The 20,756-nt window shown below is 59.4% G+C and carries 17 protein-coding genes; 9 read left to right on the plus strand and 8 right to left on the minus strand.

Going from position 1 to position 20,756, the window contains the following annotated elements:
* Positions 1 to 4 precede the first annotated feature (4 nt).
* Positions 5 to 1,381 (minus strand): S8 family peptidase, encoded by a 1,377-nt coding sequence (locus tag ABEB25_RS17620; protein WP_345737747.1) that lies wholly within the window; start codon positions 1,379 to 1,381, stop codon positions 5 to 7.
* 150 nt (positions 1,382 to 1,531) lie between these two features.
* On the opposite strand from ABEB25_RS17620, the gene ABEB25_RS17625 reads away from it, so the two are divergent.
* Positions 1,532 to 2,623: a substrate-binding domain-containing protein gene (locus tag ABEB25_RS17625; RefSeq protein WP_345737748.1), complete on the plus strand. Its 1,092-nt coding sequence runs from the start codon at positions 1,532 to 1,534 to the stop codon at positions 2,621 to 2,623.
* Between the two features lie 4 nt (positions 2,624 to 2,627).
* Here ABEB25_RS17625 and ABEB25_RS17630 read toward each other — a convergent pair whose 3' ends face one another.
* Positions 2,628 to 3,629, minus strand: a complete 1,002-nt coding sequence (locus ABEB25_RS17630) for a hypothetical protein (protein ID WP_345737749.1) — start codon at positions 3,627 to 3,629, stop codon at positions 2,628 to 2,630.
* A gap of 260 nt (positions 3,630 to 3,889) precedes the next feature.
* Here ABEB25_RS17630 and ABEB25_RS17635 point away from each other — a divergent pair, with 260 nt between their 5' ends.
* The 3 genes from ABEB25_RS17635 to ABEB25_RS17645 all read left to right on the plus strand — a co-directional run bounded on the left by ABEB25_RS17635 (position 3,890) and on the right by ABEB25_RS17645 (position 5,738).
* A complete protein-coding gene (locus ABEB25_RS17635; protein ID WP_345737750.1) occupies positions 3,890 to 4,663 on the plus strand; it encodes an ABC transporter permease in 774 nt (257 codons plus the stop codon).
* A 71-nt stretch (positions 4,664 to 4,734) separates the two neighbouring features.
* The gene (locus ABEB25_RS17640; RefSeq protein ID WP_345737751.1) at positions 4,735 to 5,049 is read left to right on the plus strand and encodes an autorepressor SdpR family transcription factor; all 315 of its coding nucleotides are present in this window, start codon (positions 4,735 to 4,737) and stop codon (positions 5,047 to 5,049) included.
* Positions 5,046 to 5,738 carry an SdpI family protein gene (locus ABEB25_RS17645; RefSeq protein WP_345737752.1) on the plus strand — a complete coding sequence of 231 codons (693 nt, stop codon included), beginning with the start codon at positions 5,046 to 5,048 and terminating at the stop codon, positions 5,736 to 5,738. The genes ABEB25_RS17640 and ABEB25_RS17645 overlap by 4 nt, the downstream gene beginning before the upstream one ends.
* Positions 5,739 to 5,751: 13 nt before the next feature.
* Here the strand turns inward: ABEB25_RS17645 and ABEB25_RS17650 are convergent, their stop codons facing one another.
* Together ABEB25_RS17650 and ABEB25_RS17655 are read right to left on the minus strand one after the other, a co-directional pair.
* On the minus strand, positions 5,752 to 6,714 hold the full coding sequence (locus ABEB25_RS17650) for an endonuclease/exonuclease/phosphatase family protein (protein WP_345737753.1): 963 nt from the start codon (positions 6,712 to 6,714) through the stop codon (positions 5,752 to 5,754).
* A gap of 56 nt (positions 6,715 to 6,770) precedes the next feature.
* On the minus strand, positions 6,771 to 9,164 hold the full coding sequence (locus ABEB25_RS17655) for a Tex family protein (protein ID WP_345737754.1): 2,394 nt from the start codon (positions 9,162 to 9,164) through the stop codon (positions 6,771 to 6,773).
* A 320-nt stretch (positions 9,165 to 9,484) separates the two neighbouring features.
* On the opposite strand from ABEB25_RS17655, the gene ABEB25_RS17660 reads away from it, so the two are divergent.
* Positions 9,485 to 9,925, plus strand: coding sequence for a pyridoxamine 5'-phosphate oxidase family protein (locus ABEB25_RS17660; RefSeq protein ID WP_345737755.1), 441 nt, complete (start codon positions 9,485 to 9,487; stop codon positions 9,923 to 9,925).
* A 417-nt stretch (positions 9,926 to 10,342) separates the two neighbouring features.
* Complete coding sequence (locus ABEB25_RS17665; RefSeq protein WP_345737756.1) at positions 10,343 to 10,522, plus strand: pyridoxamine 5'-phosphate oxidase family protein; 180 nt, start codon at positions 10,343 to 10,345, stop codon at positions 10,520 to 10,522.
* 63 nt (positions 10,523 to 10,585) lie between these two features.
* Here ABEB25_RS17665 and ABEB25_RS17670 read toward each other — a convergent pair whose 3' ends face one another.
* Positions 10,586 to 11,134, minus strand: a complete 549-nt coding sequence (locus tag ABEB25_RS17670; protein WP_345737757.1) for a hypothetical protein — start codon at positions 11,132 to 11,134, stop codon at positions 10,586 to 10,588.
* Between the two features lie 735 nt (positions 11,135 to 11,869).
* On the opposite strand from ABEB25_RS17670, the gene trmD reads away from it, so the two are divergent.
* Positions 11,870 to 12,541: a tRNA (guanosine(37)-N1)-methyltransferase TrmD gene (gene trmD, locus ABEB25_RS17675; RefSeq protein WP_345737758.1), complete on the plus strand. Its 672-nt coding sequence runs from the start codon at positions 11,870 to 11,872 to the stop codon at positions 12,539 to 12,541.
* 250 nt (positions 12,542 to 12,791) lie between these two features.
* On the plus strand, positions 12,792 to 13,172 hold the full coding sequence (locus ABEB25_RS17680; protein WP_345737759.1) for a hypothetical protein: 381 nt from the start codon (positions 12,792 to 12,794) through the stop codon (positions 13,170 to 13,172).
* A 143-nt stretch (positions 13,173 to 13,315) separates the two neighbouring features.
* Here ABEB25_RS17680 and ABEB25_RS17685 read toward each other — a convergent pair whose 3' ends face one another.
* From ABEB25_RS17685 to ABEB25_RS17695, 3 genes are read right to left on the minus strand one after another with little or no spacing between them, the layout of a single operon-like run.
* The gene (locus ABEB25_RS17685) at positions 13,316 to 15,058 is read right to left on the minus strand and encodes an alginate O-acetyltransferase AlgX-related protein (protein ID WP_345737760.1); all 1,743 of its coding nucleotides are present in this window, start codon (positions 15,056 to 15,058) and stop codon (positions 13,316 to 13,318) included.
* A gap of 31 nt (positions 15,059 to 15,089) precedes the next feature.
* Positions 15,090 to 16,439 carry a phosphatase PAP2/dual specificity phosphatase family protein gene (locus tag ABEB25_RS17690; protein ID WP_345737761.1) on the minus strand — a complete coding sequence of 450 codons (1,350 nt, stop codon included), beginning with the start codon at positions 16,437 to 16,439 and terminating at the stop codon, positions 15,090 to 15,092.
* A gap of 35 nt (positions 16,440 to 16,474) precedes the next feature.
* On the minus strand, positions 16,475 to 18,184 hold the full coding sequence (locus tag ABEB25_RS17695; protein ID WP_345737762.1) for a bifunctional alpha/beta hydrolase/class I SAM-dependent methyltransferase: 1,710 nt from the start codon (positions 18,182 to 18,184) through the stop codon (positions 16,475 to 16,477).
* A 194-nt stretch (positions 18,185 to 18,378) separates the two neighbouring features.
* On the opposite strand from ABEB25_RS17695, the gene ABEB25_RS17700 reads away from it, so the two are divergent.
* Entirely contained in the window at positions 18,379 to 20,568 is a 2,190-nt protein-coding gene (locus tag ABEB25_RS17700) for an AMP-binding protein (RefSeq protein ID WP_345737763.1), read from the plus strand.
* The last annotated feature ends 188 nt before the right edge of the window (positions 20,569 to 20,756 follow it).

The raw sequence follows: 20,756 nt of genomic DNA on the forward strand, positions 1-20,756 counted from the left end.
CGCCTCAAGGTCTAACCAACTGTACAATTCCCGCACCCACCTGGTTTTTGGGGGCTCCGGTGGACTGCGCACCCGTGGTCAGGGTCTGCGCCATCCCTCGCGCGGGATAGCCCCAGCCCAGCAGGGTGGAGATGACGCCGCTGGTGATGGCCGTAGCCTGGGAGGTACCGCTGCTGACGACCATGCGGTTGTCACTGTAGGCGGAGACAATGCCCACACCTGGAGCCGCCAGGGTGAGATTTTCGCCCGAATTGGAAAAGTAGGCTTGGTTGCCATTCGCATCCACAGCGGCCACACTGATGACGCCTTCATAACCGGCAGGGTAAGCCAGCGAGGTCTGCTGCTCATTGCCCGCCGCGGCGACCACGATGACGCCTTTCTCCAAGGCATACTCCACGGCCCGGCGCAGAACATCCGAGTCACCCGTGGTGCCCAGGCTGATGTTGATCAGCTTCGCCCCCTGATCCACGGCCTGCATGATGCCCTCGGCCACCAGCGCGGTATTGCTTTCCCCTCGGGTATCCGCCACACGGATGTCGAGAATTTCAGAGGCCGGGGCCACGCCACCGTCTTGGGAAGCATCCCCGGCAATGAGGGAGGCCATGGCCGTGCCATGACCGTTGGGAGCCAAGCCGTCTTTGACGAGGTCAATGTGCGTGACACGGGAGTCCTCAAGGGAGGGGTGATCCGTCACACCCGTATCCAGCACGGCCACCTTCGTGCCCGTGCCCCAGTTTTTGCGGTCACCTGTGGCCCCGATGGCATCCAGCCCGCTGTTGCCGAAAGGGACGTCACCGCCCGCATTGGCTGCATCCACCTGGCTCGTATCGGGCAGGCCGGGCACCCAGGCCAGGTAGTTCAGCCCGATATTGTCCAGGTCATCGGCATTCTGGCGCAGGGCCCTGGCCATGGCATCGGCATCGCTGTACTTCACCCGCGAGGTGAGCAGGCGGGGATCATCATGCAAGACTTTGAAACCCAGGCTGGCCGCCTGATCGCGAAACGCCTTCAGCGCCTCCTCAGATTTGAAGGTCAGCACCAGCTCTCCGGCTTTGACACCGGGGGTGGCGCTCAGTTGCCGCAGCCGCGCAGCCAGTTCGTCCACCGTGCGCAAAGCCAGCGCGGTCGCCTGATCCAGCGAAGCTTCCAGATTGATCTGCCCCGGCTTCTTCGCAGACAAGGTACTTTCCCAGGCAGGCAGAGGCTTAGCCGCAGAGCCATCCGCCACGTTCGTGGTCTTCACCGCCAGCCAGCCCAGCGTGCCAAACGAGAGCACGCAGGCCAGGATGCTGAGAATGAGGATGCTTTTCAGCCAGTTGTTCATGAGATGCAGGATAAGACCCCGAAACTCGATCTTCGTTTCATCTTCGGCGGAAATCATCCAGATTCGTTCGGTCACATTCTTGGTTAGCAGGCATGCGCAGGGGCGGCGGCTCCTGACAACACCACGCCCCCTACCCCGAGCCCCCCGGTCTTCCAGATGCAGATGATGGGTTGAAGAAACGGCTGCGCCTGTGTGTATTGGGACTCTGTGTCCACCGCCCCTGCCTCCCCCGCCTTGCCCAGCCGTGTCCCCCGTGCCGCAGAGGCAGCCCAGTTTCTGCGCGAGCGGCTTCTGGGCGGAACCTGGCCCAAGTTTCTCCCTGGCGAGCTGGAGCTGGCCCGGCAGCTCCAGGTGGGAAGAAACACACTGCGCAGCGCCCTGGCCATGCTGGAAAAGGAGGGCCTGCTGAAGACGCAGATGGGCCGCCGCCGGGAGGTGGTGGGCAGCATTACTACGGCAGCCAAACCTACACCGCACACAGCAGTCCTTCTGCTGGGCATGCCCTACCACACACTGGCACCCACCACCCTCCTGTGGATGGAGACACTCAGGCTGCGGCTTCAGGGCGCAGGGTGGGACCTGAAGATGAAGGTGGACTCCGCCGCCTTTCGCCACAGCCCGGCCACTGCGCTGGAAACGCTGGTGTCTGAACAACCAGAGGCCGTATGGATCCTGCACCGCTCCACCCTGGCCATGCAGCGCTGGTTTGAAACTCGGGGTCTGAAGGCCGTGATCGCTGGCACACAGCATCAGGGCATCTCCCTCCCGCAGGTAGATACGGACTACCGCGCCTCCTCGCGCCATGCCGCCGCCCGACTGGCAGCGCTGGGCCACCGCCACATGCTCCTCATGACATCGCGGGTGGAACTGGCCGGGGATGCGGAAAGCGTGGCCGGCTTTCAAGAAGGGGCCGGACAGGCGAAGGTAGAAGTGGTGACCCACAATGAAACCCCTGCGGGAGTCATCGCCACGCTGCGTCACGCCCTGGAAGCCCGGCCTCGCCCGACCGCGCTGTTTGTGCTGCGGGCAGATCACCTAGCCACCGCACAGACCTGGCTGCTGGCACAGGGCTATGGCATTCCTGCGCAGATCTCCGTGATCTCACGCGATGACGAACCCTTCCTGCAGCACCTGCATCCGGAGCCTGCGCGCTACCAGCGCAGTGCCGAGGTTTTTGCCAAGAAACTGGCGCGGCTGGTGACCGCCTGCGGTGAAGGCCGCTCTCTACGCACGGACAGCCCCCTCCTGATGCCCGACTTTCTGCGCGGCGAAACCGTGGGTCCTGCCCCGCAACGGTGAGATTTTATCGCCGCAGGAGCGTCAGCAACTCCCGCATGCGCAGTTCGATGTTCAGCAGGCTGGCCTGCACCATGGCCAGCCATTCCTGATCGGTGCCTGGGGTGGCATGCTGCATCATTTTGTCGGTGGCATTGAGGGCCGCACCGAACAGTGGCAGCGACTGCTCCAGATCCACGATGAGAAACTGCCAGTGGGCGGTTTTGGATTCTGAAAACTGGCGCAGCACATGTACCAGATGAGCCGTCAGGTCCGCCACGGTGGAGAGCAGGTGCATCACGGCGGGCCGAGAACGAACCTCCTCGTTGAAAACGAGCAGTTGCTCAAACCGACGCAGTTCCTGGGCGAGAGCCTGGGAACGTTTGGCAGGATTGGGAGGCCGCGAGGCCTTTTCAGGTTTAGGCAACCCCTCCGGCTCTTCCAGGCCGGCAAAAGGATCGCCACTGCCCAGATCGTGCGGCTCAAAAGGATCCGGCATCCCAGGGGCCAGCAAGGCACCTTCGCGATCAAGGCTGCCGCGCTGGTGCAAAAGAAAGTGCTTCCGGCGCGCACGGGCCTGCCGCAGCAGGGAGGCCTCCTCCTGTTCGCTCATCTGCCAGCGTGGGGCGCTGACTCGCATCTGCAGATGCCAGGACTGGATGAGGATGCGCTGATTTTGCTGATTGAACCACTCCAGAAACAGCAGGTTTTTCAGTCCCTGAGGCTCAGGCAGCGGGGACAGGCCGGTATTGCGGCGACGCGGCAGCTTGGCCACCCGGTAAGAGGCTGTCATGACACCGCTGAACCCGTGCTGCTGGGGAGAAAACGAGGCGACTTCATCCAGATCCCCATGCGGGAGCGGGTTGTGCAGGTCCACCCGGCACCCGGCGATGTCCCGCAAAAAATTGCCCACCAGCTCGACCCGAACAGGCTGCCTGGAACCCGCCACGTGCAGCATCCCCGTGACCAGACCTGGCACTTCATTGGAGAGATAGCCGCCGAGGAGGGAAGATTCGAGACAAAGGATCATCAGTTACCAGATAAACTAGAATCATATGAACAATCGGGCAAGGGCGATTCAAACACTCCACCACCCAACCGCTGAGAATCTTGCCTCCGGTGCGCTCTAGGGGGAGCTCTTTCTCCGGGCAGCATCCCCAAGACTCCCATCCATGCGGAGGCGACGACCGCGTGACTACAAAAATGCAGTGTTTGGCAATAACAACGATGCCAATGCGCTGCGGCTGTGCGACGATAGAATGGACCGTTTTCCCTGTTTATTCGTTTTCCATGTCCTCCCGCCTGTTCTGGCTCAGTCTTGCCACCGTCACCGCCGTTTACCTGGTCTTTTGGTTGCTGCTGGTGGGGGCCACGGCTACTTACAGCACGCCACAGGCATGGCTGGAGACGCTGATGAAGTCCGAGATCCGCTATGCAGCGGGACTCAGCCTGATCACTTGCACGGTCGCGGCGGCCTTTGCCCTGCTCATTGCGGTGCCCATTGGTTACCTGATGGCGCGGCGGCAGTTTCCGGGCAAGGCACTACTGGATGCAGCGCTGGACATTCCCATCGTCCTGCCTCCCATGGTGGTGGGGTTGTGCCTGCTCATCTTTTTTCAGACTCGCCTGGGCAAGGTCATCGAGTCGGCCATCCCGTTCACTTACACCGTCGCGGGTGTCATCCTCGCCCAGTTCGTCGTCGCGGCAGCCTTTGCCATCCGCACCGTGCGCGGGACCTTTGACCACCTTTCTGCCAGGCCTGAAGATGTGGCGCTGACGCTGGGGGCCACCCGGTTTCAGGCCCTCTGGCACATCGCGCTGCCCAGTGCCAAGCGAGGCCTCATCGCCGCCTTTTGCATCGCCTGGGCTCGTAGCCTCGGCGAGTTCGGGCCCATCCTGGTTTTTGCCGGAGCCACCCGTCACCGCACGGAGGTGCTGCCGACGACGGTCTGGCTGGAGCTCAGCGTCGGCAATCTGGAGTCGGCCGTGGCCGTGAGCCTGCTGATGATCCTGATGGCCGTTGCGGTTCTCGGGGTGGTAAGGGCGAGTGGTGAAAGGGTTTAGATGTGATGATTTAAGATTCCGTAATTGCTCTTGCAATATTTCGATATTTGTCGAAATATAAAATTCATATCATGAACACTCTGTTCAAAGCCCTGAATGATCCTACCCGGCGGCAGATCCTGGAGATGCTGAGGGTGCAGTCGCTGACGGCGGGCGAAATTGCCGATGCCTGCCAGGTGGGCAAACCCACCGTGTCCCACCACCTCGACATCCTGAGGCAGGCCGAACTGGTGGAGGAAGAGCGCCAGGGGCAGTTCCGTCGTTATCATCTCAATACCAGTGTGGTCGAAGATGTGATGGTGTGGCTAGGCGGCCTCATCGAAGCCACCAAGCCGGCCATCAAAAAGGCGGCGGCCAAAAAGCTGAAAGCCCGGATATCCTCATGAAAAATAAAATCATCCCTTTTGTTAGGCAGGAGTGGCTGCAACTGCTCATCCTGTGCATCCCGGTGCTGGCTTCCCTCGCCGCCATGCCCTTTGCCACGGACCGTGTACCCATGCAGTGGAACCTGCGCGGCGAGGTGAACTGGTATGCCCCCAAAGCCTGGGGCCTGCTGGTGATGCCGGTCACGGTGATCCTGAGCTTTGGCCTGGTGTTCTGGATGGAAAGCCGGGACACTGGCAGGCACCGGGACAGTGATGGCAGCCTCACCGCGCATGGCAAGGCCACCCGGATGATCCGTCTGGGCATCAGCGTGCTTCTGGCCGCAGTGGCCCTGGTGCAGATATCCTGGTCCCTGGGCCACCGTCCCGATGTCACCCGTTGGGTCATCACAAGCATCGCCCTGCTGTTTGCATTCATGGGCAACCTCTTCGGCAAGCTGAAGCGCAACCGCTATGTTGGCATCCGCGTTCCATGGACGCTGAATTCGGAGTACGTTTGGCGGCAGACCCACCGCGCTGCGGGCTGGATTTGGACCGTCAGCAGCCTCATCGTGGCGGCCATGTCCTGGCTGCTGCCGGCTCATCTTTTGCATGTGCATCTCACCGGGCTGTGGTTGTTTTTCCTCGTCGTCATTCCGCTGTTCATTGCTTGGCAAGAGAGCCGTAAGGAGAAACGTGGACTGGTGGCCTGAGGTTCATCCATCTTCAAGGATACCAACCCACTTCCAGCTCCTGCGGGCGGTGGTCAGAGCCGACATCCGGCCCGATCTTGCGAGTAGAGATCACCAGGGGCGGGGTGCAGAGGGCATGGTCGATCGGAATGGCAAAAGGTGTGCCTACCCGCCAAGTCGGCATCCAGGCGGGGGCGGAGGAACGGAAGGCTAGTTGATTGCCCTGGCGGATCAACTTCATGCCCCAGGACCAGGGCGTGGCATTCAAATCTCCCACCACCAAGACGGGCTGGTTGAGGAGGGCTACTTCTCGGCCAATTTCCTGGAGCTGCGCATCTCTTCTTTCCGCCATCCGAGGGCCGATGGGCGGCAGCGGATGGACACCGAGAATGATCATCTCCTTGTCGGCGTGCATCAGCCTTGCCTGAACGGAGGGCATGGACGCGGGCGAAGGTTGCCAGATCTCCGCTGACAGCAAAGGAACCCGGCTGAACAGGGCCACGCCGAAATTATCCTCCCGCGAGCCTAACAAATGATGTGGATAATCCTGTTTTAGAGACTCAAGGGCCTGCCCCCAGGCGGCATCCACCTCCATGAGGAAAATCACATCGGCCTGGGTGCTGCGTAGGTAATCCAGCACCACCTGCTTTTGCGGATTCCCGGTGAGAACATTCAGGCTGACCACACGCAGTTTTGCGCCCTCTTCTTTGGCCAAATAGGAATTCCCACGGGCCTTGTAGAGGTCGTTCACATTCATCACGAGGGATGCCAGGCAAAAGCCGATCATCAGCCATGACCGCTTCGCCATCAGCGACCACAGCAAGGCCACTCCACAGGGGATCAGATACTGCCAGCGAAAATGGCTGAAGAGATCCAGGGCCCAATGGAATCGGCCCAGGAGTCCCAGCCACGTGACTAGCAGCATGAGCACCAGACACACATCCACCACGCCACGGAAGCGAATCCGAGCAGACAAGACGGGAAGCTTTTCAATCATACGTTGAGTGTGGTTCGCTGCTGTTTCCAAGTCCCCGTGAATGACTGAAGGCCGCCTTACTTTTTACCTTTCTGTGAGGCTGCCGTGAACCAGTCACCGCCGCCGCCACCGCCGAAGGGGTTGCCCATGCCGCCGCCACTGCTGCGGTTGCTGCCACCACCACCGCCGAAGCTGCGATTGCCACCGCCTTGTCCACCCTGGCCTCCCTGCCCTGCGGGGCGTGGGCCGCCGGCAGCACCGCCACCGGTCTTCTTCTCGAAGTCAGGTTTGGACTTCATACTGAGGGCGATGCGTTTGCGCTGGATGTCCACCTCGGTGACGGTGACCATGACCTTCTGGGCCACCTTCACCACTTCGGCTGCATCGCGGACAAAAGTGTCGCTGAGCTGGCTGACATGGACGAGGCCGTCCTGATGGACGCCGATGTCCACAAAGGCACCGAAGGCGGTGACGTTCGTAACGATGCCCGGCAGCTTCATGCCCACGGTCAAGTCCTTCATGTCATTGACGCCTTCAGCGAAGTTGAAGACTTCAAACTGCTTGCGCGGATCGCGGCCTGGCTTGGCCAGTTCGTTCATGATGTCCTGGAGTGTCGGCAGGCCCACTTCTTCACTGACGTACTTTTTCAGATCCAGCTTCTGGCGCAGCTCGGCCTTCTGCATGAGGTCAGCGACGGTGCAGCCCAGGTCGGCGGCCATCTTTTCCACCAAGGGGTAACGCTCGGGGTGGACGGCGCTGGCATCCAGCGGGTTGGCCGCGCCACGGATGCGCAGGAATCCGGCGGCCTGTTCAAAGGCCTTGTCCCCCAGGCGCGGCACCTTCAGCAGGTCCTTGCGAGTCTTGAAAGCACCGTTCTCATTGCGGAAGGCCACGATGTTCGCTGCATGGGTGCTGTTGAGGCCGGAGACATAGCTGAGGAGCTGCTTGCTGGCGGTATTGATCTCCACGCCCACGCCGTTCACCGCGCTGATCACCACATTGTCCAAGCTGCTCTTGAGCTGGTTCTGATCCACATCATGCTGATACTGGCCCACGCCGATGGACTTGGGATCCAGCTTCACCAATTCGGCCAGCGGGTCCATCAGACGACGGGCAATGGAGACGGCACCGCGCACGGTGATGTCGTGGTTGGGGAACTCCTCGCGTGCCACTTCGCTGGCGCTGTAAATGGAGGCACCGCTTTCATTCACCATGAGGACGGGGATGGACTTCGGCACGCCGATCTTATTGATGAAGGCCTCCGTCTCACGGCTGGCGGTGCCGTTGCCGATGGCAAAGGCTTCGATCTTGTAACGCTCGACCAAGTTCATGATCAGCGTCTTCGCCTGCATGAGGCTGTTGCCTTCGCCTAACAAATAGATCACATCGTTAAACAGGAGCTGCCCCTGAGCATCCAGCACCACGACTTTGCAACCCGTGCGGAAGCCAGGGTCAATGCCCAGCACGCGCTTCTGCCCCAGCGGAGCGGTGAGCAGGAGTTCACGCAGGTTGTCGGCAAAGACACGCACGGCTTCACCATCGGCCTTTTTCTTGGATTCCAGGCGGGCTTCCGTCTCCATGCTGCTGCTGAGCAGGCGCTTGTAGCTGTCGGCGCAGGCCAGCTTCATTTGGTCGGAGCAGGCATTGGCGCCTTTCACAAACAGGTTCGTGAGAATCTGCACGGCGGCATCTTCCGGGGGATTGATGCGCATGAGCAGGAAGCCCTCCTTCTCACCGCGGCGGATGGCCAGCATGCGGTGGGAGGGGATGGATTTCAGCGGCTCGGACCAGTCGAAGTAATCACGGAATTTCTGGGCATCGGCCTCGGCTTCTTTGCCATACATGACCTTGGAGACGACGGTGCTCTGCTCGCTGAACAGCTTGCGCAGGGCGGCACGGGCATCGGCGTGGTCGCTGATGCGCTCGGCGATGATGTCGCGCGCGCCGCTGAGGGCATCGGCCACGTCCTTCACCTTCAGTTCATCCGTGGCGGCATCCGGGTTCACAAACTTGGCGGCTTCCTCATCCACATTCACGCCATGGGTGAAGAGGTTCGCCTCAATGAAATCCGCCAGCGGCTCCAGGCCTTTTTCTTTGGCGATGGTGGCGCGGGTGCGGCGCTTGGGCCGGAAGGGGGCAAAGATGTCCTCCAGGGTATTCATCGTCTCCGCCTTCTCGATCTTCGCGCGCAGCACGTCGGTCATGAGATTGCGCTCTTCCAGGGATTTCACGATGGCTGTGCGGCGGTCATCCAGGGCCACCAGTTGCTCCATGCGTTCCTTCACATTCTGGATCTGGACTTCGTCCATGGACCCGGTCGCCTCTTTACGATACCGGGCGATGAAGGGTACCGTGGCACCATCGGCAAAAAGCTGGGCGGTCGCGCCGACCTGGATGGCGCGCAGGCCCAGTTCTTTGGCGACACGCTCGACATGAGCGATGTTGATGTTGAGTTCGTTGGCGGCAGACATGGTTGGAGATAGGCGGGGGGTCGAAAAGCAGAGGTCGGAAAGTCAAAGGTCAGCGGTCAAAGGTGCCTGGGCACGCTCAACCGACCGGAAGTGAGGTAGCGAAAGGGGGGAGCGGGGGCAACTCTGGAACGTGGCCCCGGCGAAACTTTTGTTTGCGCCTCAGGCTTGACAAGGGCGTCTGGCTCATGGCGGGGGAGGCAGTTCTCAGGGCGGTTTCCCATTTCAATCGGCTGTCGCTTCGCAAGTTCTTGAATGCTCCTTTCGAACGGCTTCATAAAACTGAACGCTGAACACCGTTTATTGAATATTGTTCCTCTCCCATGCCCCAACCCGCCCCTCTTGATCCTGCCGAACTGCCCGCCCTGGCGCTGGCGACGATGAAAAGCGCCAAGTTCCCGGTGCTGGCGACGATGGACGGCGACCAACCCCGCGTGCGGCCCGTCTCCCCGGTGAAAACCGACGGCTTCATCGTCTATGTGGCCAACCTGCGCCGTTACGGCAAAACCGCCGAACTCGCTGCCAACCCGAAAGCCGAGCTCTGCTACACCGACGACGACCACAACCAGGTCCGCATCACCGCCACCGCCGAGATCCTCACCGAGCGTGCCCAGATTGAAGACATCTGGAACAGCAACGCCCTGCTGCGCACCTACCTCCGCGACATCAACAACCCTGAACTTATCATCTACAAGTTCACGCCCCACCGGGTGCGGTACATGAAGGAATGGGCGCTGGAGTATCATGAGGTGCGGCTGTCCTGAGAGTGTCCGCTGGAGGCCGTCGTCCTTGGAAAGCGTATCTCTGAGCTGATGCCGCCTATTTTTGAACCAATATGGCTGAGGAAGATGTGCTGACGGCTTAGAGATGAATCGTGTTTTTATGGCGATTTGAGAAACGGAAGCCAGCGAGAGCTTTGGGTGGGGATGGGGATGATTCTAAAAATCTCCCCATTTGGGGATTCCGAGTCGCTAAACCTTGATCTTCAGTATTTTACGATGGGGATTCCATGGGGACAGATTTCCCCATGTGGGGAAGCTTGGGGATCATGGAGAACGGCAGATTCATAAAAACCATAAAGTATTGAAGTTGACTTTGGAGGCGCACACCGTTCTCCAGTGGGTGGAGGACGGAGATAAGTTTATCATTGTTAAATGATATTCTATAATGTGAGAAATGCAATGGAATCGTATGGTGCCGAGCACTGCTACACCGACGACGACAACCAAGTCCGCATCACCGCCACCGCTGAGATTATCACCGACCGACCCCTGCTGGAAGAAATCTGGAACAGCAACGCTCTGCTCCGCGCTTACGTGATCGCGGTTTGCCTTTGGATCGCCATCTCTTGGTATAGATGAGGCTCGAACGAAACAAAAATAGCGGCGTTATCGGCCATTGCCCCCCTGACTTGTTTGGTGTCGTTATTCGGTTGGGCCATACCGTTTCACCTTCTCCGAGATCTTCTTTGAAGTCTTCGTTTGAAGATCAACCTGCACGACAGCGGTCCCTTTGTAGCCGTTGTCATCAGCCTTACCTGCATGTGGACCTGTGAAGGTCAGATGTAGAATATGATTCCCCCTCCACTCAACCGGATAAATCCAAGGATTGTCTTCTCCTGCGGCTATTTTTGGCATGGCAATGAATTGAAATTTGGTGCCGTCCCAAGCAAAGAGGTAGGTCTGGAATAACTTTGGGAAGCCAGCCGGAATCGCCAGAATCTTAGAGTCTGGACTCCACCGAAGGTGGTCGGGATAGAAATCAAAAATGGCCGTTGCGTCAATTTGTGGAGAGGAAGTAAAAAGAAGTTTCCCATCCTTGCCTTTGATCTCTAATCGAGTCGTATTTGTGTCTCCCACTTTGGCAATGCTCACTCGAAAAGCACCGTCTGGAGATGCCGTTCTCACGACCTCAGGTACATCCCCTGCAAAAAGGGAGGTCAAGAACGCGAAAAAAAGGAGAGTTGTTTTCATTTTTGGATGAAGGTTCTGGAAAGGCACTCAATTAGGTGAAGGGGTCTCACCCGTTGGGGTTGAAATGGGATTTGTGTCGAATCATCGAGACTGGACGGCTGGCGAGAGTTGCTCTCAGATTGTTCTTGTGAGGAGTGTCGTAAGTTGATCATTAAGTTGCTGGATCCGTCGACTTCGATCTCGATTCTCGGGCATCAGTCTCATCCGGTTAATCTCTTGTTCTAAAAAGTGCTGCTTCCGCACACTCCTGATTACAAGTTCATGTCTCGAAGCAGCCACACGGCTCTCGCATTCTGCCCGTAGCTCACGCCACGCCTTGAAGTCATCGTGCCTCGGAACCTCAACTTTATATCCAAGGTTAAAGCACTCAACACCGCAACTCAGACAGTGAGGAGCTTTTGTAACAGTCTTGGGGTGGCGGATCGCGGTCCTGCAATCAAAGCAGACATAATTTTGATTGCTCGCTGACATAGACTGATTCTGAAGACAAGGGGATTAACAGATTTATTTTCGTCTCAGATTTTTTATCTGCGACATCTATGTTGATTTGCGGCTTTTCTGTGGAAGAGCATTGATTAGTTTATCTGACTTAGTTCGCTATAGTCAACTTACTGGTTGATGCGAAAATGAGCGAGTACAAAAATGTACCCCAAACAGAATCGGTGGGACCGACTCCTATCGGCTGAGTGGTTTCCATTGCTTGCACTCCCCTTCCCTCCAAGCCATAGCTCCTTTGTGCGCCTGGACGTCATTACTCTTTTTCCTGAACTCATCACTGTGCCGATGGGCACGAGCATCATGGGGCGGGCCCAGGAGAAGGGGGCGATCACGGTGGGGGTGCATGATCTGCGCGAGCAGGGGCTGGGCAAACACAAGCAGGTGGATGACACGCCGTATGGCGGTGGGCAGGGCATGCTGCTGAGGCCGGAGCCGCTGTTTGCGACGCTGGAAAAGGTGCATGCAGAGGGCAGCCGGGTGATCCTGATGTCGCCTGCCGGGAAGCCTTTTAACCAAGCGGCGGCACAGCGGCTGGCGGGGGAGGAGCATCTGATTTTTCTATCCGGCCACTATGAGGGCATGGACCAGCGGGTGGTGGACCACTGGGTGGATGAGGAGCTGAGCCTGGGGGACTATGTGCTGACGAATGGAGCCATCGCGGCGGTGGTGGTGATGGACGCGATCGTGCGGCTGCTGCCGGGAGTGCTGGGCGATGACCTGAGCGCGGTGGAGGAATCCTTTGGCCCAGCGGGCTTGCTAGAAGCGCCGCATTACACGAAGCCGGCGGAGTTTCAGGGGCTGCGGGTGCCGGACATTTTGCTGAGCGGGAATCACGCGAAGATCGCGGAATGGCGGCAGAAGCAGGCGCTGGAGCGGACGCGGAGGATGCGGCCGGATTTGCTGGAGTAGGGAGGGGGGGAGGATTGGATGCGGACAGGAGCTCCGAAGGTAGCCGTGAGGTGATCGAGTCGCCACTGGGATACTTCGCGGCTTCGCCGCACTTGAATGGATGCGGACAAGAGTGTCCGCGCTCCTCTCGGGGGGGTTTTGCGTGCATCGACGGCCCCTCACCCCTAGCCCTACTCGCCGCAAGCGGGGCGAGGGAGGATGTTTTTTGGACTTCGTTTGTTGAGACCAAAGGCACCATTTTCAGGGCCTGATGAAATGCGGGATTGGATTCGAAGCGGAGTTTTGCCGAGCTAAAGCTCTGGAGTACTTTTCAGAGGGGGATGTCGTTTGGACTTCGATTGTTGAGACCAAGGCACCTTTTTTCAAGTCTTTGGGGGATGCGAAATTGAATCTGATGCGGGGTTTTGCCGAGCTAAAGCTCTGGAGTACTTTTTGGGAGGATGTCGTTTGGAGTTTGTTTGTTGAGACCGAGGCACCTTTGCAAATCCTGAGGCAATGCGGAATTGGATTCGAAGCGGAGTTTTGCCGAGCTAAAGCTCTGGAGTACTTTTCAGAGGGTGATGTCGTTTGGACTTCGTTTGTTGAGACCAAAGGCACCATTTTCCCAAGTCTTTGGGGGATGCGGGATTGAAGCTGAAGCGCAGTTTTTCCGAGCTAAAGCTCTGGAGTACTTTTCAGAGGGTGATGGCCCCTCTTTGAGCTGACCTTTCTTCTTCCGGGTAGGACGACAGAAAGCAGGCAGGAGTGCCAGCTTCACTTGGGAGCTGGATTCGCTTACAGCTCCCCTGCCCTGACGATCCAGATGACGAGTTTTTTGCCGCTGATGGGAGGAGTGGGAGAAGCCTCGTCGGTGACGGCGAGGGCGCGGCCGATGAGGGCACCGAGCTGGGTGGGGAAGCCAGCCGGAGCATCGGTGACGGAAGCGGGGGGGAAGCTGAGGGTGGGGTCATCGTAGGCGCGGACGAGATCGCCGCCGATGATGAGGACGGGGGAAGTTTCGGCCCCGGTGAGGCCGCGCAGGCCGACCATCTGGGTGGTCTCTGCGGACCAGGTGTGTTCGGGGTGGCGGTGCAGGAAGCGGGCGAGGTTGCCGAGGTCTTGGCGCTCGATGAACTGGGCATCCACGAGAGGGGTTTCATCCATCACGACCTGGGGGTAAGTTTTGCGGATGTGGCGGGAGGTGTGGACGGCGATTTCCTTCATGGCCTCGGCGGTCCAGAGGGTGTCCTGATGGAAGTGGAGGGGGAGGCGGTTGCGCTGATCCCAAAGTTTTTCGGTCATGTCGAGAACATCCACGCCGGCGGTCTTGAGCCGCTGAATCGACGCGTGATAACCCAAGGGATGAACAGCACCTTTGTATCTGGCAGGGAGGATGGGTTCGGGCCGGAGGCTGATCTTGTCGGGGATGGGCAAAAGCAGCAGATGACCGCCCTGGCTTTGCAGTTCCTTTTGCAGGCTGAGGATGGACTCGACCTGACCCGGGGTGTGTCGCTTTTGAGTGAGGCGGTGGAGATCCGAATCCGGATAGAGCCAGCCATCGGCCCCCTGGTGAACGCCACGGCTCCCAGCCTGGCTGGAAAGATTACGAAGCCATTTCCCGGCCCGCACGAGGGGGGGAGAAGCGGATTCAGTGTGCGAGATGCTGATCAAAACCATGGATCCTAACAGGAGAATGCCGGTGCTTCTGGCAAGGAGGCGAAGACGTGGGCCGCGCGCCATCCACCAGGAAAAGCCTGGCAGGACGAGGGCGGTGAGGACGCTGATCCACAGGAGCCAGCAAACATGCGGGGTGGTGAGACGGGCATCGAGAAAGACGGAGTACACGGTCGCGGGGGAGGCACTGAAAAGACGGCCCCATTCCTGCAGGGCGAGATCCCAACCGCCGCCGTAGAGCAAGGGGGTGCTCAAGGTAAAAGCGACAATGACCAGGATGTTTTTGATCCAACGGGGAATCTTCACGGTCCACACCTGGAAACGGCCTAACCAAGAGTCTAACCCAATGAGGCAGGCCTGGAGCAGGAGCCAAAGCAACAAGCCGTAGCTAAACCCCTGAGCAATAAGAAGACTGAGCGCCAAGAGGCCGCAACGAAGGAGAGCCGATGAAGCCGTGGGGACGTGATTGACTGGCAGGACTCCCCAGCGGTTCCAGAAATCCACGAAACCCCTGGCGCCAAAGGGATGGCGGATGACCTCGGGCAATTCGCCTCTGAGTAACCTCATCAATCCCAACCAAATATCGGCCGTGCCGGAGAACATCATGTAGATCCACCCGGTGAAGGCCACCATGCCGATGAATGCCGACCAACTGGTGGCGGCCTCGGGCGCGGCATTGACACAGAGGGTGTAAATGCTTTCGAGATTCAGGGCCAGATACAACAGCTTGGCATAGCCGTAGCCCATCCTGGCAAAAGCGGTGCCGAAGGCCCAGGGCGCGAACTGGCGGGGAAACGCCGAGAATCCCCCGGCAAGCAAGAGCGGGAAGATCCGGATAAATTTAAGGGGTTCATCCATCATCATGGTAGCCCCATCTCCCGGCCCGGCCTTGTCTTCAACTCAAAACAGGTTCACGGCCTGGGGCGGTGAGGGATAACTCCATTTCGCGAAGGGCGCGCACGACCTCCGGGCGGACGATCATGCCGGGCCGTGCGTCCTTCATCTGACGGATGGCAGCCTCGGTGGTGCCGCCGCTTTGCAGCAACCACGCGCCCACGGCGGCGGCGGTGCGGGAGTAGCCTGCCTTGCAATGGACAAAGACGATGCCGTCCTTGCGCACTCGCTCGATGTATTCGGCCATGGTTTTGAGCTGATCCTGGGTGGGGGCGGTGAGATCTGCCACGGGCATGTTTTTATAACCGGGCATGAGGCGAAAGGCCTCGGGCGCATCGAATTCGGCGGTGAGATCCAGCACATCCGTGACGCCGGCTTCGAGGAGTTCGATGGCGGTGGCATCATCTGGCAGGGGGCCCATCCAGACGCGGGGGGTGAGCTGATTCCACTTGGCCGACTGGCGGCGGTAGTGCCACCAGGAGAGCTCCTGCCCGAGCATCCAGGGGGCCAGCAGCCAGCGGGTGGTGGTGGGGATGCGGCCACGTGTTTTTTTCAAAACGGCAGCGCCGACGCCGAAGGAGGCCGCTGCGACGGTGCCCAGGGCTGCGGCGGGCCAGGCCAGGAGGAGAGTCCAGGGCAACGTGAGACGGCAGGCGAAGAGGAGGAGCAGCGAGGCGGCGAGGTAATAGAACCCGATGCGACGATTTGCCGATGCTTTTTCTTCCTGATCCGGCACGACGTGGAAGATGACGGCGGCGAGCAGGAAGCCGCCTAGCACATCCACCAGATGATGCTGCCACGTGAGCAGGGTGGAGATGCCGATGAGGCTGAACCAGATGTGCAGAACGATGCGCAACACACCCCGTGAATGCCTGGCGTAATGCACCGCCATGATGGTGCGCAGGACAATGTGCAGGCTGGGGAAGAGATTGTGCGGAGCATCCATCGCCTGGATGGCGCGGAACCAGGGCTCGAACATGCCTTCGGTGATCTTTGGCCGCGCCCAGGCGAGCTCCAGCGGGATGAGCAGGAAGCAGACACCCGCGATCACATTGGAAAGCACCAAGCGACGGCGCAGCACGCGCAGTTCCTGGCGGTCCGAGCACAGAAACGGGGCGACGACAAAAAAGGCATCGAGCGACCAGTACGGGACGATCATCCACTCGACCACAGGGAAGAGGCGCTCCCTGCCAAAGGCGGCGGTCTGCACATCGGGCCGCAGGCCGGTGATCCAGTTGCTGGCATTGTAGATGACCAGGAAGACGATGCTAGTCCAGGCGCTGACAAGGGCAGCCTGGAAGAAGGTGGGCCGGAGGGAGGCCCCTCGGGTCAGCATGGAACTTTCGTGCATGGGAAAAAACGCGGTAGCCGGCTTTGCCGATCAGGCTAGAGTTTTCGTGCCACACTGATGGTAAAGATGCCCGCGGGATCGGTCTCCTGGCGCTCTTTGACAAAGCCGGCCTCGCTCACGAGGTCATCCATCTCTTCCTGGGTGCGCCGCCGCATGATCCAGGGCTGGCCCTCACGGTTGGTCAGCACGTGGGCGATGAACTTCAACTGAGGGTGCCAGGGCTGATTGGTGTAAACGAGGCGTGTGCCAGGGGCCATGACATCGGCCAGACCTTTGAGAGATTCCAGCACCGGCGCATTGGCATTGAAGAGCTCATACAGGCCGGAGACAACCGCCACATTGGGCGCGGGGGTGAGCGCGGCCAGGGAACTGCGGGCAAAGGCATCGGCCTGCACAAAGGTCACACGATCTGTTAGGCCGAACTGTTCGGCAGTGGCTTTCGCCGTGTCCAAATTCGGCTGCTGGTAGTCGCGCAATACGGCGGTGACGGGCAACTCCGGATGATCATGCAAGGTCTGCAAAATGTAGCGTCCGCCCCCGCAGGCGATATCCACCAGATGCGGTTGCGGGCCGGCCTGAGCGAGGACTTCGGCCAGTACTTTTTGCAGCATTTGCCCGCGCCAGCGGATGCCCGTCCAGCCAGGGCTGTCCAGATACGATTTGTCCATGAACCAGCCCAGGATGAGCTTTCCTGAAGGTTTGTTTTTATAGACGTAGTCCAGCGTGCGACCGGAATCAAAACCGGCCTTCCAGCCCAGGGAAATGCCATTGCTCAGGCGGCCCAGAGTGCCGAACACGCGGCGGGTGACGCGGGAAGAGAGGCAATCTCGGGAAGCGGCCAGATCATCCCTTTCCGTGCGTGTGTGGCCACGGATGTCAGCATCCAGCAGCGGGGCCAGTTTAACCGGAGGTTTGGAAAAAAGCCGCTCTGCAAAAGCGCGCACGCGATTGAAGACCACCTCCCTCTGCGCCTCATGAAAGATGGCGTGGTAAAAGCCATGCAGCGTGTGGAATTCCTTGTCCGCCGAGCCTAGCCGCTCAAAGAAGGCGCGCTGAGGTCCCGTGTGCACCACCCAGTCCTGGCTGGCGCTGAAAACGAGCGTCGGGACGCGGATGGCCGCCGCATCTTCCACCACACGGCGGGCAGTATCAAAGAGGTCCAGCAGGATGTTGACGGAGATCTCCTTGAAGATGGCCGGATCTTCATTGTAGGCGCGCTGCTGCTCTGGATCATGCGTCAGCACGCGGGATTTGACGTAGCTTTTCACCACGCCGCCGGGCAGCAGCTTTTCCTTGAATCGCAGCAGCGGCACGGCCAGCGGCACGTAGAGTTTCACCTGAAAGGCGGGCGTGCCCAGAACAAGGCCGCGCAGACGCGGAGCGTAGTCGTGCACCCAGGCGGCGGCCACCACGGCACCCACGCTGTGGGCCACCAGGACGATGTTTTCACGCGCAATGGCGTAGGTTTTTTCGATGTGTTGGAAGAATGCCTCCACATCCCGAATGACCACCCCTAAGTTTTCTGCTCCGCCGCGGGGTCCGGGAGACTGACCATGGCCGCGCTGGTCCCAGGCGAAGATGGCGGTCTCCGGCATGTCCAGGGCTTTGGCCAGCTCAAGCATCCGCCCGGAATGCTCATGACCGCGATGCATGATGACGATGGCTTGTTTGGCCTGATAAAAGGGCAGCCAGGCCCGATAAAAAAGTCCGGCTCCGTCGTGGGATGCAAAGGTGCGCTCGGTCATGTGGAAAGATGATGTAGAAATAGTCGTCATAGCAAGTGTGGATTCAGGACATTCCGGCCTGTCATCCACCCATGCGGAATCAGGGTCGCCATCGGCTCAAAAAACTTTGTTATCTCGGAGATGATCCTTTTCGCGCTGGAAATGCGCATGGTTCATCGCTTACTCTCCTGTTTACCCATTCGCCACCACTCCCCATGCCTACGGACAAGCCAGTTTCGCTGAAAAACCTTACCCTTCTGGGGAAAGAAAATCTGCCTGCAAACGGTGGCTACCTCATTCTGCCATCGCGCCTCAGCTACCCGCAACTGAGACATTTGGAGTCACTGCTGGAAGGGCATGACATTGTGTATCTCCTGGAGCAAGGGGCGGCCCTGCCTCCCGAGATGAAGGCGCATGTGGAGAAAGAGGGCGCGCATGCGCTGGTCATCCCGCCGGATCTCACCGATGCCCACGCTTACCGGAAAGCGCTGGCTGGCGAGCTGGAAAAAGGGGCCATCATCATCTACCTGCCAGCGGAGGCCGCCACGGCCCATGCACCGCTCACCACCGTTCCAGGAGCTAGGCTAGAGTTCCTGCTGAAGGCCGCTTGCCCTGTCCTGCCGGTGTTTGTTCAGCCTAGAATCGACCTTACCCTCAGCATTGAAAGTCAGCCGGATGAGTCCGATGCCTTCATGGCCATCGGCCCCCTGATTTCGGGCGACGACATCACCCTCGCCGCTTATCAACAGGCACTCTTTCTCCTGACGGAAAAAGCCTTCAACCACCTCCCTGCCCTGGAGATGCACCTGGCCTATGCCCTGCTCAAAGGCCTGAAGCTACATGGCACAAGCAATCAAGTGGTGGATGGCAAGGATGACAATTGCCGGTCCTACGACAAGGTGCTGGCCGCATCCATTGCGCTGTCCAAGGTCATCAAGGCCGAGACTAACAAAAAGCGTGTCGGCATCATCCTGCCTCCTGGGCTGGGTGGTCTCATCGCCAACGTCGCGGTCCTGCTCGCCGGCAAAATTCCGGTGAACCTCAATTTCACTGCCGGGCGAACCTCTGTGGAATACGCGATCAAGGCGGCGGACCTGGACCGCTTCATCACGGCCGACATTTTTGTGCGCAAGATGCAGAGCTTTCCCTGGCCGCCGATGAAGCAGCTCATGCTCATTGAGCGCATCCTGCCGAAGATCAAGGTTCAGATCGTCCTCTGGCTGGCCCTCAGCAAAGTGCTGCCGGCATCCGTGCTGGCTACCGTCCTCGGCGTCCCGAAAAAAGGCGGCAGTGAAGAAGCCATTCTCCTTTTCACCAGCGGCAGTTCCGGCAATCCTAAAGGGGTAGCCCTCACGCACCGGAACGTGATGGCCAATGTCATCCAGTTCAGCAGCCGTCTCGGCATGAAGTCGAATGACAGTATCCTGGGCAGCCTGCCACTGTTCCACAGCTTCGGCTGCACCGTCACCCTATGGTATCCGATCATCAGCGGCCTGAACTTGGTCACGTACCCCAGCCCGCTGGAGACCAAGAAACTGGGTGAACTGATCGAAAAATACCGCGTCACCCTCATGATCGCCACCCCCACCTTCCTGCGCGGTTACCTGCGTGGAGTAAACCGGGAGTCGCTGGCCTCACTGAAAATGGTGGTGACCGGCGCTGAAAAACTGCCGCCGACGGTCTCCAGCGCCTTTGAGCAGCGCTTCGACAAAAAGGTGTTTGAAGGTTACGGACTCACCGAGACCTCGCCCGTCTCCAACGTCAACCTTCCGGACCCGGTGCCGCTGGGCAACGAAACCAGCGGCCATGTGTGGATTCCCAATCACCGCCCAGGCAGCGTCGGCCACGTCATTCCCGGCCTCGCCGTACGCATCACCCATCCGGAAACAAATGAACCTCAGTCGCTGCATTCCAGCGGCATGATCTGGTTCAAAGGGGCGAACGTCTTTGACGGCTACCTTCAGGATCCCAAACGCACGGCGGAAGTCATCGACGCAGACGGGTGGTTCCGCACGGGCGATATCGGCCGCGTGGACATGGATGGTTTCCTCTACATTGAAGGCCGTCTTAGCCGCTTCTCCAAGATCGGTGGCGAGATGGTGCCTCACGAAACCGTCGAAGAAGCCCTCATCAAAGCCATGGGCCTGGAAAATGAGAGCTCGCGCAAAATCGCCGTCGTCGGTATCCCGGATGTGGAAAGAGGCGAGGCCCTCATCCTGCTGACCGCCATCCCAGGCGGTCCCGAACACCAGGAAATCCTGGACCTGCGCTACCGCCTTCTGGAGAAAGGCATGCCGCCGCTGTGGATCCCGAAAAAGATGATCCGCGTGGCCGACATCCCCATCCTTTCCTCGGGCAAACTCGACGTGCAGAGCTGCGAAAAAATCGCCAAAGGCGGGGCCTAACGTTCAGCCACAGATCCTCCTCATCCAGCCCTCCGGCACTTTGCGGCCGGTGGGCTGTTTTGTTTCTGTCCATGGCTGCCCGGTGCCGGATGGACAAACCCATCGCCGCCTCTGCACGGGCATGGAGCATTCCGGCAAAAACATTTCAGGCTTGTCTAGCAGGCGTGAGTTTTTTAGCCTGACGGCGT

Source organism: Prosthecobacter algae (genome assembly GCF_039542385.1).
Lineage (GTDB): Bacteria > Verrucomicrobiota > Verrucomicrobiia > Verrucomicrobiales > Verrucomicrobiaceae > Prosthecobacter > Prosthecobacter algae.

Coding starts and splice junctions, on each gene's coding strand:
- ABEB25_RS17680 (WP_345737759.1), top strand. CDS start 12,792: ATGAAATGCGGGATTGGATTCGAAGCGGAGTTTTGCCGAGCTAAAGCT.
- ABEB25_RS17670 (WP_345737757.1), bottom strand. CDS start 11,134: ATGAAAACAACTCTCCTTTTTTTCGCGTTCTTGACCTCCCTTTTTGCA.
- ABEB25_RS17695 (WP_345737762.1), bottom strand. CDS start 18,184: ATGACCGAGCGCACCTTTGCATCCCACGACGGAGCCGGACTTTTTTAT.
- ABEB25_RS17700 (WP_345737763.1), top strand. CDS start 18,379: ATGCCTACGGACAAGCCAGTTTCGCTGAAAAACCTTACCCTTCTGGGG.
- ABEB25_RS17665 (WP_345737756.1), top strand. CDS start 10,343: ATGGAATCGTATGGTGCCGAGCACTGCTACACCGACGACGACAACCAA.
- ABEB25_RS17660 (WP_345737755.1), top strand. CDS start 9,485: ATGCCCCAACCCGCCCCTCTTGATCCTGCCGAACTGCCCGCCCTGGCG.
- ABEB25_RS17690 (WP_345737761.1), bottom strand. CDS start 16,439: ATGCACGAAAGTTCCATGCTGACCCGAGGGGCCTCCCTCCGGCCCACC.
- ABEB25_RS17620 (WP_345737747.1), bottom strand. CDS start 1,381: ATGATTTCCGCCGAAGATGAAACGAAGATCGAGTTTCGGGGTCTTATC.
- ABEB25_RS17640 (WP_345737751.1), top strand. CDS start 4,735: ATGAACACTCTGTTCAAAGCCCTGAATGATCCTACCCGGCGGCAGATC.
- ABEB25_RS17630 (WP_345737749.1), bottom strand. CDS start 3,629: ATGATCCTTTGTCTCGAATCTTCCCTCCTCGGCGGCTATCTCTCCAAT.
- ABEB25_RS17655 (WP_345737754.1), bottom strand. CDS start 9,164: ATGTCTGCCGCCAACGAACTCAACATCAACATCGCTCATGTCGAGCGT.
- ABEB25_RS17645 (WP_345737752.1), top strand. CDS start 5,046: ATGAAAAATAAAATCATCCCTTTTGTTAGGCAGGAGTGGCTGCAACTG.
- ABEB25_RS17685 (WP_345737760.1), bottom strand. CDS start 15,058: ATGATGATGGATGAACCCCTTAAATTTATCCGGATCTTCCCGCTCTTG.
- ABEB25_RS17650 (WP_345737753.1), bottom strand. CDS start 6,714: ATGATTGAAAAGCTTCCCGTCTTGTCTGCTCGGATTCGCTTCCGTGGC.
- ABEB25_RS17635 (WP_345737750.1), top strand. CDS start 3,890: ATGTCCTCCCGCCTGTTCTGGCTCAGTCTTGCCACCGTCACCGCCGTT.